This window comes from Streptomyces sp. NPDC041200, assembly GCF_055591805.1.
This window is the reverse complement of the sequence record NZ_JBVIZF010000001.1, coordinates 584,037-598,531: the sequence shown is the minus strand read 5'-3', so window position 1 is coordinate 598,531 and position 14,495 is coordinate 584,037. Positions and strand designations below refer to the sequence as shown.

The 14,495-nt window shown below is 71.3% G+C and carries 14 protein-coding genes; 7 read left to right on the top strand and 7 right to left on the bottom strand.

All coding sequences use genetic code 11. The features are described from left to right. Window positions 1-59: 59 nt before the first annotated feature. Complete coding sequence (locus ACZ6CL_RS02875; protein ID WP_468930340.1) at window positions 60-656, bottom strand: rhomboid-like protein; 597 nt, start codon at window positions 654-656, stop codon at window positions 60-62. A gap of 291 nt (window positions 657-947) precedes the next feature. Between ACZ6CL_RS02875 and ACZ6CL_RS02870 the strand changes: the two genes are divergently transcribed. From ACZ6CL_RS02870 to ACZ6CL_RS02855, 4 genes are all read left to right on the top strand, one after another. Continuing rightward, window positions 948-1,682 carry a spermidine synthase family protein gene (locus tag ACZ6CL_RS02870; protein ID WP_468930338.1) on the top strand — a complete coding sequence of 245 codons (735 nt, stop codon included), beginning with the start codon at window positions 948-950 and terminating at the stop codon, window positions 1,680-1,682. A 141-nt stretch (window positions 1,683-1,823) separates the two neighbouring features. Continuing rightward, window positions 1,824-2,564 carry a response regulator transcription factor gene (locus ACZ6CL_RS02865; protein WP_358623761.1) on the top strand — a complete coding sequence of 247 codons (741 nt, stop codon included), beginning with the start codon at window positions 1,824-1,826 and terminating at the stop codon, window positions 2,562-2,564. Then, complete coding sequence (locus ACZ6CL_RS02860) at window positions 2,561-3,769, top strand: sensor histidine kinase (protein ID WP_468930335.1); 1,209 nt, start codon at window positions 2,561-2,563, stop codon at window positions 3,767-3,769. The genes ACZ6CL_RS02865 and ACZ6CL_RS02860 overlap by 4 nt, the downstream gene beginning before the upstream one ends. A 233-nt stretch (window positions 3,770-4,002) precedes the next feature. Beyond that, window positions 4,003-7,848, top strand: a complete 3,846-nt coding sequence (locus tag ACZ6CL_RS02855) for a multifunctional oxoglutarate decarboxylase/oxoglutarate dehydrogenase thiamine pyrophosphate-binding subunit/dihydrolipoyllysine-residue succinyltransferase subunit (RefSeq protein ID WP_468930332.1) — start codon at window positions 4,003-4,005, stop codon at window positions 7,846-7,848. Between the two features lie 71 nt (window positions 7,849-7,919). Here the strand turns inward: ACZ6CL_RS02855 and ACZ6CL_RS02850 are convergent, their stop codons facing one another. The 3 genes from ACZ6CL_RS02850 to ACZ6CL_RS02840 form a co-directional block, all read right to left on the bottom strand. Then, entirely contained in the window at window positions 7,920-8,165 is a 246-nt protein-coding gene (locus ACZ6CL_RS02850; protein ID WP_468930329.1) for a hypothetical protein, read from the bottom strand. Between the two features lie 85 nt (window positions 8,166-8,250). Then, window positions 8,251-8,808 (bottom strand): tetratricopeptide repeat protein, encoded by a 558-nt coding sequence (locus tag ACZ6CL_RS02845; RefSeq protein ID WP_468930327.1) that lies wholly within the window; start codon window positions 8,806-8,808, stop codon window positions 8,251-8,253. A gap of 22 nt (window positions 8,809-8,830) precedes the next feature. Further along, window positions 8,831-9,940, bottom strand: coding sequence for a methyltransferase domain-containing protein (locus tag ACZ6CL_RS02840; protein WP_468930324.1), 1,110 nt, complete (start codon window positions 9,938-9,940; stop codon window positions 8,831-8,833). Between the two features lie 584 nt (window positions 9,941-10,524). On the opposite strand from ACZ6CL_RS02840, the gene ACZ6CL_RS02835 reads away from it, so the two are divergent. Then, a complete protein-coding gene (locus ACZ6CL_RS02835; RefSeq protein WP_468930322.1) occupies window positions 10,525-11,265 on the top strand; it encodes a tetratricopeptide repeat protein in 741 nt (246 codons plus the stop codon). Between the two features lie 64 nt (window positions 11,266-11,329). Beyond that, window positions 11,330-11,512 (top strand): DUF6104 family protein, encoded by a 183-nt coding sequence (locus tag ACZ6CL_RS02830; protein ID WP_468930319.1) that lies wholly within the window; start codon window positions 11,330-11,332, stop codon window positions 11,510-11,512. 18 nt (window positions 11,513-11,530) lie between these two features. On the opposite strand, the gene ACZ6CL_RS02825 is transcribed toward ACZ6CL_RS02830, so the two are convergent. Next, window positions 11,531-12,274, bottom strand: a complete 744-nt coding sequence (locus ACZ6CL_RS02825) for a 3-oxoacyl-ACP reductase family protein (RefSeq protein ID WP_468930316.1) — start codon at window positions 12,272-12,274, stop codon at window positions 11,531-11,533. A 99-nt stretch (window positions 12,275-12,373) separates the two neighbouring features. On the opposite strand from ACZ6CL_RS02825, the gene ACZ6CL_RS02820 reads away from it, so the two are divergent. Further along, on the top strand, window positions 12,374-12,976 hold the full coding sequence (locus ACZ6CL_RS02820; RefSeq protein ID WP_468930314.1) for a TetR/AcrR family transcriptional regulator: 603 nt from the start codon (window positions 12,374-12,376) through the stop codon (window positions 12,974-12,976). A gap of 3 nt (window positions 12,977-12,979) precedes the next feature. Here ACZ6CL_RS02820 and ACZ6CL_RS02815 read toward each other — a convergent pair whose 3' ends face one another. Both ACZ6CL_RS02815 and ACZ6CL_RS02810 read right to left on the bottom strand, forming a co-directional pair. Continuing rightward, window positions 12,980-13,795, bottom strand: coding sequence for an AfsR/SARP family transcriptional regulator (locus tag ACZ6CL_RS02815; protein WP_468930311.1), 816 nt, complete (start codon window positions 13,793-13,795; stop codon window positions 12,980-12,982). A gap of 20 nt (window positions 13,796-13,815) precedes the next feature. After that, window positions 13,816-14,478 (bottom strand): TetR/AcrR family transcriptional regulator, encoded by a 663-nt coding sequence (locus ACZ6CL_RS02810; RefSeq protein ID WP_468930309.1) that lies wholly within the window; start codon window positions 14,476-14,478, stop codon window positions 13,816-13,818. Window positions 14,479-14,495: the final 17 nt, after the last annotated feature.

Here is a 14,495-nt window from a genome sequence, read left to right as displayed (position 1 = left end):
GAGGGCTCAGGTGTTCCCGGACCGGTGTTCGCTGTGAGCGATCATCCCGCCGTGGGCGATCACCCGCGCCGCCGAGCGGCCCGGCGGGCGTACGGCCAGCAGGCGACGCCGATCAGCAGGGCCAGGGCGTGACCCCAGTCGGTGAGGGGGTCGAAGTGCGCCAGGCTTCCGGCGATCAGCGCGGCGCCGATCCCGCCGGTCAGCACCCACCGGGGGCGGGGCGGCAGGAGTCCGGCGAGGGCTCCGGCGCAGGCGATCAGGCCGTAGCTGACGCCGTAGTCGAGGCGGCGCAGCGAGCTGTCCGGGAGGTGGCCGACGGCGACGGACGCGGCGACCGGGATCTCGGTGAGCAGCGTCGCCAGGACGTGGCCGAGCAGGAAGACCCCGGCGGTGCGCGGCCCGCCGACGCGGCGCTCCAGCGCGCCGAGCACGAGGAGGAAGGCGACGAGGTAGGGGGAGGTGATGCCGCCGACCACCCACAGCGCGCTGGCCAGCAGGGTCAGCAGCGGCCGTTGGGAGAGGTGGGAGACGTCGGTGCTGGAGCCCGCGAGCAGGGCGTGGACGGTGCGGGGGTCGCCGAGGTGGGCGTAGAGGCCGGTGCCGAGGAGGATCAGCGAGTAGCAGAGGGTGAACGGCACGCCCCCGAGATGCGCCACGTGGCTCCGGAGCGGGGACCACGGGCGCGCACCGGAGCGGCGGGCCGGGGTCCGGGAGGCCGAGGTCGTCACCGCTGGCCCCCTTTCCCGGGCTGTCACGCGCGGGTGGCGTATATCCGCGCAGACCTCTCAACACACGCGCCCCCGTGAGTCATCTCACCGGTCCCGCGATGTGAAGGCCGCCACATTCGCGTCACATCTCCGCGCCCTTTATCGGTTGGACCGGCGGGTCGCCTCGGCGCGAGGATGAGGGCGCCAGCTCATACGAGAAAGCCCGGGAGGACCCGCCCCATGCAGTCGCCGTACGACATCGCCGACGACCGGCCGGTGACCGTCGACCGCCGGGAGGGCCCGTACGGCGAGGTGGTGCTGCGGCAGCGGGGTGGCGGCACGGGCGAGGGCGGCACCGGCGACGGGGCCGTCTTCGAGATCATCGCCAATGGGTGCTTCCTCATGGACACCTCCGACGGCCGCTCCGAGCGTCGGCTGATCCGCGCCGCGCTCGACGCGCTGCCGCCCGGCCGCATCTCGCCCGCACTGCTCATCGGCGGCCTCGGCGTGGGGTTTTCGCTGGTCGAGGCGGTTTCCGAGCCCCGGTGGGGACGGATAGCGGTCGTCGAGCGGGAGGCGGCGGTGATCGACTGGCACCGGGACGGACCGCTGGCGGCGCTCTCCGGCGAGGCGCTGGCCGACCCCCGGACGGAGATCGTCCACGCCGATCTCGTCGCGCATCTGCGACGCCCCGCAGAGGGCGCGCGGCCCTACGACGCGCTGTGTCTGGACATCGACAACGGCCCCGACTGGACCGTCACCGAGGACAACGGCGGGCTGTACTCCCCCGCCGGGCTCGCCGCCTGCGCGGCCCGTCTCACCCCCGGCGGGGTGCTGGCCGTCTGGTCTGCCCAGCCGTCGCCCGCGTTCGAACGGGCCCTCCGGAATGCCGGGTTCACATCGGTGCGTACGGAAGAGATCACCGTTGCCCGGGGTGTGCCGGACGTGGTGCATCTTGGGATTCGAGGCGCGTAGCCGAGCCGCGTAGGCTGCCCTTACGCTTGCTTGCCTACGAAAAGTGGCCGGTTAATGACCAGGCGCGGAAGGCGTGGGTTTCGGCACGCGCGCGAACGGTAGGCGGCCGCGGATTCATGAGAACGACGCAGGGGCGGGCGTATGGAGCAGATGCACAACGGCCACAACGGGGGCGCCACGACCACCCCGGGCGCGCAGCGCCGGATTCTCGTCGTCGAGGATGATCCGACCATAGTGGACGCCATCGCGGCCCGGCTGCGCGCCGAGGGCTTCCAGGTGCAGACGGCCGCGGACGGCCCGGCGGCCGTGGACACGGCCGAGGCGTGGCAGCCGGACCTGCTGGTCCTCGACGTGATGCTGCCGGGCTTCGACGGCCTGGAGGTCTGCCGCCGGGTGCAGGCGCGGCGGCCGGTGCCGGTCCTGATGCTGACCGCGCGGGACGACGAGACCGACATGCTCGTGGGGCTCGGAGTCGGCGCCGACGACTACATGACCAAGCCGTTCTCGATGCGCGAGGTGGCGGCCCGGGTGCACGTGCTGCTGCGGCGGGTCGAGCGGGCGGCGCTGGCCGCCAACACCCCGCGCAGCGGGATCCTGCGCCTGGGCGAGCTGGAGATCGACCACGCCCAGCGCCGGGTGCGGGTGCGCGGCTCGGACGTCCACCTGACGCCGACCGAGTTCGACCTGCTGGTCTGTCTGGCGAACACCCCGCGCGCGGTGCTCTCCCGGGAACAGCTGCTGGCCGAGGTGTGGGACTGGGCGGACGCCTCCGGCACCCGGACCGTGGACAGCCACATCAAGGCGCTGCGCCGGAAGATCGGCGCGGAGCGGATCCGTACGGTGCACGGCGTCGGCTACGCCCTGGAGACGCCCGCGGCATGAAGAAGCCCCCCGGGACCACATGGGCTCTGGACCGGCACATCCGGCGGGTCCGGAGCCTGTCCCGGAGCGAGCGCGTCCGCACCACCTGGCGCAGGGCGTGGGAGGCGCTGCGGCCGTTCGACCCGTACCGCTCGGTCAAGGCGGCGCTCGGCGCGCTGGTCATCGGGTCGGTCATCATCACGACCCTGCTGGTGTTCGCGGCGATGCACTCGGACACCGAGCTGCGCGTGATCACGGTCTTCTCGATCATCGCCTCGCTGCTGATCACCCAGTTCGTGGCGCACGGGCTGACCGCCCCGCTGGACGAGATGACCGAGGTCACCAAGGCGATGGCGCACGGCGACTACACCCAGCGGGTGCGGGCGGCGCAGCGCCGGGACGAGTTCGGCGACCTGGCGAGTTCGTTCAACCGGATGGCGGCCGACCTGGAGGCGGTGGACACCCACCGCAAGGAGCTGGTCGCCAACGTCTCGCACGAGCTGCGCACGCCGATCGCGGCGCTGCGGGCGGTGCTGGAGAACGTCGTGGACGGCGTCTCGGAGGCGGATCCGGAGACGATGCGGGTCGCGCTGCGCCAGACGGAGCGGCTGGGGCGGCTGGTCGAACAGCTGCTGGACCTGTCCCGGCTGGACAACGGGGTGGTGCCGCTGCACGCCCGCACCTTCGAGGTCTGGCCGTATCTGGCCGGGATCCTCAAGGAGGCCAGCATGGCCAAGGGGGCGGACGCGGGCTCGGGCAAGCACACCCGTAAGGACGTCCATCTCGACCTCGACGTCTCCCCGCCGGAGCTGACCGCGTACGCGGACGCCGAGCGACTGCACCAGGTCATGGCCAACCTGATCGACAACGCGATGAAGCACAGCCCGGCGCACGGCCGGGTCAGCGTGCGGGCGCGGCGCGGTGAGGGGCCGGGGGGCCTGGAGCTGGAGGTGCAGGACGAGGGCCCGGGCATTCCGGAGGCGGAGCGGCACCGGGTGTTCGAACGCTTCAACCGGGGCAGCCTCTCCCCCAACCCCGGAGGCCCGGCGCCCGGCGCCCGCCCGCGGCCCGGTCAGGGCAGCGACGGCGGGACCGGTCTGGGCCTGGCCATCGCGCGCTGGGCGGTCGATCTGCACGGCGGACGCATCGGGGTGGCTGAATCCCCTCGGGGCTGCCGGATCAAAGTCACCCTTCCGGGGGACGTCCAGAGATCAAAATTGACGTAAAGTCGGTGACGGAAGCGCACATCTGAGCGGTGTGGGTGCACTTTTGCGTATCCACATCCCGGACGGTCATAGCGGAACCACGTGTGTTTCCCGCCACGCCATGCGCTGAAACCCGCCGATGAGTGTGACTTAGACGACGATGACCAGTGCGGCCTGCACGTAAGGGGTCAAGGGGCGTAGCCTTTATTCCCGCTGTCCACCACCTTGTGAAGCGGAAGAGGGCGGTTACCGCCGTGTCGCCACAGTCCCCCAACACCTCGAGCGTCTCGACCGACGAGCAGGACGGGCAGGGAACTAGCCCTGCCGCTGCCTTCGGCCCCAATGAGTGGCTCGTCGACGAGATCTACCAGCAGTACCTCCAGGACCCGAACTCGGTCGACCGAGCCTGGTGGGACTTCTTCGCCGACTACAAGCCGGGCCAGGACACCGGTTCAGCGGTGGCCGCGCCACCACAGGGAGTGACCGGAGGCGCTGCCCCGGCTCCCGCCGCGCCGGCGCCCGCCGACGCTCAGCCCGCGAAGGCCCCGGCCCCGGCCAAGCCCGCGGACGCCAAGCCCGCGGACGCCAAGCCCGCCGCGGCCGCCCCGGCGCCCGCGAAGCCCGCTGCGGCCCCTGCCGCGAAGGCTCCGGCCCCGGCCAAGCCCGCACCGGCCAAGCCGACCCCCGCCGAGCCCACGGCCTCCGCGAAGCCCGCGAAGGCCGAGCCCGCCGCCGGTCCCGAGCTGGTCACGCTGCGCGGCCCGTCCGCCGCGGTCGCGAAGAACATGAACGCGTCGCTGGAGCTGCCGACGGCCACCTCGGTCCGCGCGGTTCCGGTCAAGCTGCTGTTCGACCAGCGCATCGTCATCAACAACCACCTCAAGCGCGCCCGTGGCGGCAAGGTGTCCTTCACGCACCTCATCGGCTACGCCATGGTGCAGGCGCTGAAGGCGATGCCCTCGATGAACTACTCGTTCACCGAGAAGGACGGCAAGCCGACCCTGGTCAAGCCGGAGCACATCAACCTCGGCCTCGCCATCGACCTGGTCAAGCCCAACGGCGACCGCCAGCTCGTCGTCGCGGCGATCAAGAAGGCCGAGACGCTGAACTTCTTCGAGTTCTGGCAGGCCTACGAGGACATCGTCCGCCGCGCCCGCGCGAACAAGCTGACGATGGAGGACTTCACCGGCGTCACCGCCTCCCTCACCAACCCCGGCGGCATCGGCACCGTGCACTCCGTGCCGCGGCTGATGCCCGGCCAGGGCCTGATCGTGGGCGTCGGCGCGATGGAGTACCCGGCCGAGTTCCAGGGCACCTCCCAGGACACCCTGAACAAGCTGGGCGTCTCCAAGGTCATGACGCTGACCAGCACCTATGACCACCGGGTGATCCAGGGCGCCGCCTCCGGCGAGTTCCTGCGGATCATGAACCAGCTACTGCTCGGCGAGAACGACTTCTACGACGAGATCTTCAAGGCGCTGCGCATCCCCTACGAGCCGGTCCGCTGGCTCAAGGACATCGACGTCAGCCACGACGACGACGTCACCAAGGCGGCCCGGGTCTTCGACCTGATCCACGCCTACCGGGTCCGCGGCCACGTCATGGCCGACACCGACCCGCTGGAGTACCGCCAGCGCAAGCACCCCGACCTCGACATCATCGAGCACGGGCTCACCCTGTGGGACCTGGAGCGCGAGTTCGCGGTCGGCGGCTTCGCGAGCAAGTCCATGATGAAGCTGCGCGACATCCTGGGCGTGCTGCGCGACTCGTACTGCCGCACCACCGGCATCGAGTTCATGCACATCCAGGACCCGAAGCAGCGCAAGTGGATCCAGGACCGCGTCGAGCGCAGCCACGACAAGCCGGAGCGCGAGGAGCAGCTGCGCATCCTGCGCCGCCTGAACGCGGCCGAGGCGTTCGAGACCTTCCTGCAGACGAAGTACGTCGGCCAGAAGCGGTTCTCCCTGGAGGGCGGCGAGTCCGTCATCCCGCTGCTGGACGCGGTGCTGGACGCGGCCGCCGAGTCGCGGCTGGACGAGGTCGTCATCGGCATGGCCCACCGCGGCCGCCTCAACGTCCTCGCCAACATCGTCGGCAAGTCGTACGCGCAGATCTTCCGCGAGTTCGAGGGCAACCTCGACCCGAAGTCGATGCACGGCTCCGGTGACGTCAAGTACCACCTGGGCGCCGAGGGCACCTTCACCGGTCTCGACGGCGAGCAGATCCAGGTCTCGCTGACCGCCAACCCCTCCCACCTGGAGGCGGTGGACCCGGTCCTGGAGGGCGTCGCCCGCGCCAAGCAGGACATCATCGGCAAGGCCGGCACGGACTTCACCGTCCTGCCCGTCGCCCTCCACGGCGACGCCGCCTTCGCCGGTCAGGGCGTGGTCGCCGAGACGCTGAACATGTCGCAGCTGCGCGGCTACCGCACCGGCGGCACCGTGCACATCGTCATCAACAACCAGGTCGGCTTCACCGCCGCCCCGGCCGCGTCCCGCTCCTCGATGTACGCCACCGACGTGGCGCGCATGATCGAGGCGCCGATCTTCCACGTCAACGGCGACGACCCCGAGGCCGTCGTCCGCGTCGCCCGGCTGGCCTTCGAGTTCCGCCAGGCGTTCAACAAGGACGTGGTCATCGACCTCATCTGCTACCGCCGCCGCGGCCACAACGAGACCGACAACCCCGGTTTCACCCAGCCGCTGATGTACGACCTGATCGACAAGAAGCGCTCGGTGCGCAAGCTCTACACCGAGTCTCTGATCGGGCGCGGCGACATCACCCTGGAAGAGGCCGAGCAGGCCCTGCAGGACTTCCAGGGGCAGCTGGAGAAGGTCTTCACCGAGGTCCGCGACGCGGTCTCGACCCCGGCCCAGCCCGAGGTCCCCGAGCCGCAGCCGGAGTTCCCGGTCGCGGTGAACACGGCGGTCTCCCAGGAGGTCGTCAAGCGGATCGCCGAGTCCCAGGTCAACACCCCCGACCGGATCACCGTCCACCCGCGGCTGTTCCCGCAGCTCCAGCGGCGCGCGGCGATGATCGAGGACGACACGATCGACTGGGGCATGGGCGAGACCCTCGCCATCGGCTCGCTGCTCATGGAGGGCACCCCGGTCCGGCTCGCCGGACAGGACTCCCGCCGCGGCACCTTCGGCCAGCGCCACGCGGTGCTCGTCGACCGCGAGACCGGCGACGACTACACCCCGCTGCTCTACCTCTCCGACGACCAGGCCCGCTACAACGTCTACGACTCGCTGCTCAGCGAGTACGCGGCGATGGGCTTCGAGTACGGCTACTCGCTGGCCCGCCCGGAGTCGCTGGTCCTGTGGGAGGCGCAGTTCGGTGACTTCGTCAACGGCGCGCAGACCATCGTCGACGAGTTCATCTCGTCCGCCGAGCAGAAGTGGGGCCAGACCTCTGGCGTCACGCTGCTGCTGCCGCACGGTTACGAGGGCCAGGGGCCGGACCACTCGTCCGCCCGCATCGAGCGCTTCCTCCAGCTGTGCGCGCAGAACAACATGACGGTCGCCATGCCGACGCTGCCGTCGAACTACTTCCACCTGCTGCGCTGGCAGGTCCACAACCCGCACCACAGGCCGCTGGTCGTCTTCACCCCGAAGTCGATGCTGCGCCTGAAGGCCGCGGCCTCGAAGACCGAGGAGTTCACCACCGGCGCCTTCCGCCCCGTCATCGGCGACGAGACGGTGGACCCGGCGGGCGTCCGCAAGGTGATCTTCTGCTCCGGCAAGGTCTACTACGACCTGGACGCGGAGCGTGAGAAGCGCGGTGCGAAGGACACGGCGATCATCCGGCTGGAGCGGCTGTACCCGCTGCCGGGCGCCGAGGTCCAGGCCGAGATCGCCAAGTACTCGGGCGTCGAGAAGTTCGTCTGGGCGCAGGAGGAACCGGCCAACCAGGGCGGCTGGCCGTTCATGGCCCTCAACCTGATCGACCACCTGGAGCTGGCGGTCGGCGCCGACGTCCCGGCGGCCGAGCGGCTGGTCCGCGTGTCGCGCTCGCACTCGTCCTCGCCCGCGGTGGGGTCGAACAAGCGGCACCAGACGGAGCAGCAGGCGCTGGTGAGCGAGGCCTTCGAGATCTGAGCCACCTCGCTTCGTACGGAAGGCCCGGCTCCCGCATCGCGCGGGGCCGGGCCTTCCGGCCGTACGGGTGGTCAGATGGGCAGCGGCTCGAAGTCCCAGACGGGCCGGATGCGGTCGCGGGCCGCCACGGTCTCGGGGTGGTCCGGCCCCAGGACGGCGCCCAGCGCGCTTACGGCCACCTCCTCGACCACATCCGCCTCGTCCCGTCCGCCCCGGATCGCGCGCAGGTCCGCGGCCAGCGCGACCTGGGCCAGCAGGGTCAGCGGATGCCGCTCCCCCAGCACCTTGGCGGCTCGCCGCGCGGTCTCGCGGCTCATCGCACAGGCGTCGGTGGCCTCTTGAACCGCCGACGCGTTGAGCGCGGTGCCCAGCGTCCAGGGGGGCGGGGGCCGAGCGCGGCGGTCATGTCCGCCAGGACCTTCTCCCACTCCGGTGCCGCCCTGTGTGTTCCCGCCAGCACCAGAGTGAGCGCGCGGTTCGTCCGGGCCCCGATGGTGTAGGGGTGCCGTGCCCCCAGACATGCGTCGTAACAGGCGGCCAAGCGTCCCCGCACCAGCATGCGCACAGCCCACGGTGGTACGCGGCCACCAGCGTCCACGGGTGGTCGTCACCCAGGATTTCGCGATGCCGCTCGACGCTGGCCGCCTGCAAGATCAGGGCGTCCTCGTAGCGGCCGGACAGCCGCAGGTCGTAGGCGTGGTCGGTCTCGGACGACAGGGTCGACAAGGCCGTCGTGCCCAGCTCATCCTGGACGCTTTCCAGAACCATTCCGGACATCTCCGCGGCCTCGGCGTAGTGGCCGAGCATCCGCAGCGAGCGGGCCATGCTCCGGTGGGCGATCCGCGCTTCCAAGCCGCCGTCCGGGAAGCGCGCGGCGCGGAGGTCGCGTTCCTGGCAGGACAGCGTATGGGCCTCGTCATAGCGGCCTAGTCCCCGCAGGTCATCGGCGAGTCTGGCCATTGCAGCGAGTGCACCCGGTGCATCAGCCGGACGCTGGAATGACGGTGTCGGGAGTGCCGAGCCAGGCGGTCTGGCGGTGGGCGGTCACGGTGAGGCCGAAGTCGTACACCTCCGGCGAACCGGCTTCCCGCCACCACCGATACGCCCGCTCCAGCTCGCTGAACAGTTCACGCGGGCCCCACTGGTAGGCGCTGCCCTCCCGTACATACGCCCACGAGTCGGTGGTGGCGAGCCATCCGTCGTCGGCCCAGTGCACTCCGGGAAGCCGGAGCCCCAGGGCGAAGCGGGCATGGAAGTCGGTGTCCAGGGACGACGGATCGAGCGCGGTACGGCTGTCGCGGCTCTCCTCCCACGACGCGGCGGAGTACACCTCACCGAGCGGCGAATCCGGCCGCCGCTGGCCGCGCAGATCCATGAACGACATCGGCTGGTCGAAGTGGCCGCTCGCCGAGGCGCCGTCGTCAGCGACGCGCAGGCGCACCATCCCGTGCGGCTGGAGCGTCGTCTTCCACGGCGTGACGATGAGCCCGCCGGGGCGGGTCTGCTCCACCCAGGCGAAGGGGACGCGCTGGAGCGAGGCCGTGCACAGCACCCGGTCGTACGGGGCGTCGGGCGCCCAGCCGTCCTCCCCGTCCGCGGCCACCACGCGGGGGTGATACCCGGCTTCGGCCAGCCGCCGGGCGGCCACCTCCGCCAGTCCGGCGTCCACCTCCACGGACGTCACGTTCGCCGCACCGGCCCGTTCGCACAGCAGGGCGGCGTTGTACCCCGTGCCGGTGCCGATCTCCAACACCCGCATGCCGGGGCGCACATCCGCGGCGGCGAGCATGGTGAACACGGCGTTGGGGGCGCTGATGGAGCTGGTCGGCAGCGTGCCCTCGGTCTCGGCCGCCCCGTCGTCGACCTGGGTGACGACGGACGCCAGCGGATCGTGGACCAGCGCGGCCCATGCGCCGGGGTCGTCGGCGGCACGCAGCGGGCGATAGGCGTCGTCCCGCCAGACCCACACCGTGTCGGGAACGAACGCATGGCGCGGCACCTTGAGAAAAGCCTCCCGCATCCACGGCTCGGCGAACCCGTCCAAGCCGTCGAGGGTCTCGGCGGCCCGGCCCCGCAGGTCATCGGGACTCATTTCCGGTGCGTCCCGCCTCCGGGCTTCGACACATCCGGATGCTGACTGTCGCTGTCGCGGGGCGACGGCTGCTGAGGCTGCGGGTTCGGCGCCGGCTGCTTCCCGTGATTGCCCATGGAATGGGTTCCCTCTATCTGTCCCGTGTCGTCAGCGTGCCGCTGAAGGGGAAGCTTCCGATTCCCCATCAGGAGTATCCCCACGATGGGTACAATCCGGCTTGAGACTGCTGATATCCCCTTCTCGTCACCGAAACTTGGGAATCACATGTCCAGCTACTTCTCCCCCGCCGCGCTTCCTCCCCACGTCCTCGATCGATCCGACGTACGGAGGGCTCTGGAGCGCCATGATTTCGGGGCCGTCTTCAAGCTGGCCCGGCAATGGGGCGGAATCAGCTTCTCGAAGATCGCGGATGCCTGCGACATCAAGCCGGAACGCGTGGGCGAGCTGGCCCGGGGCGAGGACTCGATCACGACGTACGAGAAGATCACGCAGATCGCCGACGCATTACGCATCCCAGGCCACCTGGTGGGTCTCGACAGCAGTTGGCCACCGTGGTCGGCCTCCACGACGCAGCTTCGGGTGACGTGGCCACCCGTGTCGTACGACTCGCGTCCGAGCACGCGCAATTCCTGGCCTGGATGGCGCAGGACCAGGGGAACTCATCGACCGCTCTCGCCTGGTACGACCGTTCTCACGAATGGGCCATGGAAGCGGCCGACGGCGACATGGCGGCCACGACGCTCAGCATGAAGGCACACGTGGCCTGGTCAGTGGGCGACGGCCGCCGCTGCGCCCGGCTGGCACAGGCCGCCCGCTGGGCATCCCCCGGGACGTCACTGGGCATCCAGGGCATGGCGGCCCAGATGGAGGCACGCGGATACGCGCTGGGCGGCGAGGCCGACGCGGCCCACCGTCTCCTCGACGAGGCGCAGCGCCTCATCGCCCGCGCGGCCGAGCGGCCGGAGGACGAGCCGCCGTGGATGTACTTCTACGGCGAGAACTGGTTCACCCTCCAGCGCGGCATGGCCGCGATACATCTCGGTCGCTGGGACGCCGCCGCCGACCTGCTGCGCACCGGCATCGACGCCCTCCCAGTTTCGTACCGACGCGATCGGTCCTGGTACAGCGCGTGCCTCGCGCACGCGCTCGCCGCGGCCGGTCATGCCGACGCGGCCGCGCACACCGCGCTCGGCTGCACCGCCGACGCCTCGGACGTGGGGCGGCCTCACGCCTGGAACGAGTTGCACACCACCGCCGCGCTGCTCCTCCGGCGCGGGGCGCCCCAGGCGCGGGGGCTGGTGGACGCACTGGCCGACTGCGGCTGAGCGTCCGGGCAGGGCCGCATATCCTGGGCCGGTAGATCCACCACACCCACCCCCGGAGCGACCCTTGTACTTCACCGACCGCGGCATCGAGGAGCTGGAGCAGCGACGCGGCGACGAGCAGGTCACGTTCGAGTGGCTCGCCGAGCAGCTGCGGACGTTCGTCGACCTGAACCCGGACTTCGAGGTTCCGATGGAGCGGCTGGCGACGTGGCTGGCGCGGCTCGATGACGAGGACGACGACATCTGACGCGAGGGGCGGGCGGCCTCAGGCCGCGTAGCCTCCGTCGACGTCGAGGGTGGCGCCGGTGATGTACGCGGCGTCGGGGCCTGCCAGATGGGCGACGAGACCGGCCACCTCGTCGGCCGTGCCGTAGCGGCCGACCGCCAGGTGCGGGAGGGCGGCTGCGGCCCACGGGCCGTCGGCCGGGTTCATGTCGGTGTCGACGGGGCCGGGCTGGACGGTGTTGACGGTGATACCGCGGCCGCCGACCTCGCGGGCCAGAGCGCGGGTGAACCCCGCCACGCCCGCCTTGGTCAGCGCGTAGAGGCTGCCGCCGGCGAAGGGGACGCGGTCGGCGTTGATGCTGCCGATCGTGATGATGCGGCCACCGTCGCCGATGTGGCGCAGGGCCTCCTGCGTGGCGGCGAAGACGGCGCGCAGATTCACGGCGGCGACGTGGTCGTAGTCCACGTCGGTCAGCTCCTCGATCGGCCGTATGACGCCGACTCCCGCGTTGTTGACCAGGATGTCGAGCCGCCCGAGCCGTTCGGCGACCTCGGTGACGGCCGTACGGAGGGACGCGCGGTCCGCGGCGTCGGCCTGGAGGGCCAGCGCCTGCCCTCCGTCCGCGACGATCTCCTTCACCAGCGCTTCCGCGCGGTCCGCGGAGGCGTTGTAGGTGAGGGCGACCGCGGCGCCCTCGCGGGCGAGGCGGCGTGCGATGCCCTCGCCGATTCCCCGCGAACCGCCCGTGACCAGTGCGACCTTGCCGTTCAGCGGCTGTGACATGGCGACCCCTATTTCTTGAGTGAGCGTTCAAGATGTCATGCGCCCCGCGGCCGCGCAAGTGCTATCTTGAACGGGCGCTAAATAAATGGGAGGACCGGCATGGCGAAGGGACGGCCCCGCGAATTCGATGCCGAGCAGACCCTGTCGGCGGCGCTCGGCGTCTTCTGGGCCAAGGGGTACGAGGGCGCCACGATGGCGGATCTGTCCGCCGCCACCGGCCTGAAGCCGGGCAGCATCTACGGCGCGTTCGGCTCGAAGGCGGGCCTGTTCGGGCAGGTCGTCGACCACTACGCCCGCACCGTCTTCGCGTACGGCCCGCAGGCCCTGGAGGCCGGGAGCGTACGGGAGGTCGTGCGCCGGTGGCTGAGGGGCGCGGTCGAGGCCACGACCGGTGCCGACACCCCGGCCGGGTGTCTGATGGTCCACGGCGCGCTGGCCACCGGGGACGCGGCGAGCGAGGCGAAGGCAGAGGTACGCACCCGCCGCGCGGCGGGGGAGGTCATGCTGACCGAGCGCTTCGCCGACGCCCGGCGGTCCGGCGATCTGCCCGGGACCGTCGAGCCGCGGGATGCGGCGCGCTATGTCCTCGCGCTCACCGAGGGGATCGCCGTCCAGGCCGCGTACGGCGCCTGCCGCGCCGATCTGGAACGGCTCGCGGAGCTGGCCCTGATCCGGCTGCCCTGGGAACAGGAAACGGCGTAGCCGCTACGCCACCACCGGGCCGCGTCCCGGGGTGCCCGCCTCGTGGTCGAGGCGGGGGTCGGAGACCAGGACGGCCTGCTGGAGGCGCTGGAGCTTGGCGGAGGGTTCCAGGCCCAGTTCCTCGGCCATGGTCATGCGCAGCCGCTGGTAAACGGCGAGGGCCCGGGTGCGCTGGCCGGAGCGGTGGAGGGCCAGCATGTACTGGCTGTGCAGGCCCTCGTGGAAGCGGTGCTCGACGACGAGCGAGGCGAGATCGCTCAGCACTTCCAGATGGCCGCCGAGCCGCAGCCGGGTCTCGATGCCGCGCTCGGTGGCGGTGAGCCGGGACTGCTCCAGCCGGGCGACCTCGGCCTGCAGCGGTCGCCCGTGCGGCGTGACGTCGACGAGGGCGGGGCCCTGCCAGAGGGCGAGGGCCTGCCGGAAGGCGGCGTCGGCGGCCCGTTCGTCGCCGATCTCCAGGGCGCACTCGGCCTGGGTGACGAGGGTGCGGTAGTCGTGGACGTCGAGCTGGCCGGAGCGCAGGACTAACGCGTAGCCGCCGGGCCGGGTCTGCAGGACGTCACGGGTGACCGCGGCGGAGGACGTGCCGAGCACCTGGGCGAGCAGTTTGCGCAGGTGCAGGATGTACGTCTGGAGGGTGGTGAGCCCGGTGCGCGGCGGCTGGTCTCCCCACAGCTCGGTCATCAGGGACTGCACCGGCACCATGCGGCCGTCGCTGAGCAGCAGCAGGGACAGGACTTTGCGCGGTTTCATCGCGCTGGGGACTCCGGACAGAGCGCCGTGGCGCAGGGTCAGCGGTCCGAGAACGTTCGCACGCATGGGTGCCACCTCCTCGCACGTCATGTGCGGTACGCGCGGACAATCAGGTCGGCGGCCTTCTCGCAGATGGCCGTGGCATCGACGGCGGCGATCGGACGGGTGCCGTACATCGACTGGTACAGGCCCTGCTGGACGATCAGGGCCACGAACTGCTGGGCGGCGGAGGCGGGGTCGGGGACGTCCAGCTCGCCCCGGTCGGTGCGGCGGCCGAGCATTTCGGCGAGGTACTTCACCAGCTGCTGGGGCTCGCCCTCGGCGCAGGCCGGGCGCAGCGCGGGGTGGCGGGCGACCTCGGCGATGATCAGGCGGCGCAGCGCGGAGGCCCGTTCGTCGAGGAGGACGTCGAGGACGCGGTGGCCGAAGGCGGTGAGTGCCGCGCGGACGTCCGCGCCGTCGTCCTCGGCTGCGGGGGTGCGCGGCGACTCGGGGGCGAAGCCCGCGGCGACCCGTTCCCGTTCGCCGTCCACGGCGGCGAGGAACAGCCGTTCCTTGTCGCCGAAGTGGTTGTAGACGGTCTGCTTGGAGACCCGCGCCTGGTCCGCGATGACGTCGACACCCGCCCGGGTGTAGCCCTCGCGCAGGAAGACGGCGACGGCCGCCTCCAATATCGCCTGGCGCTTGGCGGGCTGCGGGCCCCCCGGCCGTCCCGCGGCGCCGCGCCGCGGACCGTTGTCCGTCCGCAACGGTCCAACCTCCTCGC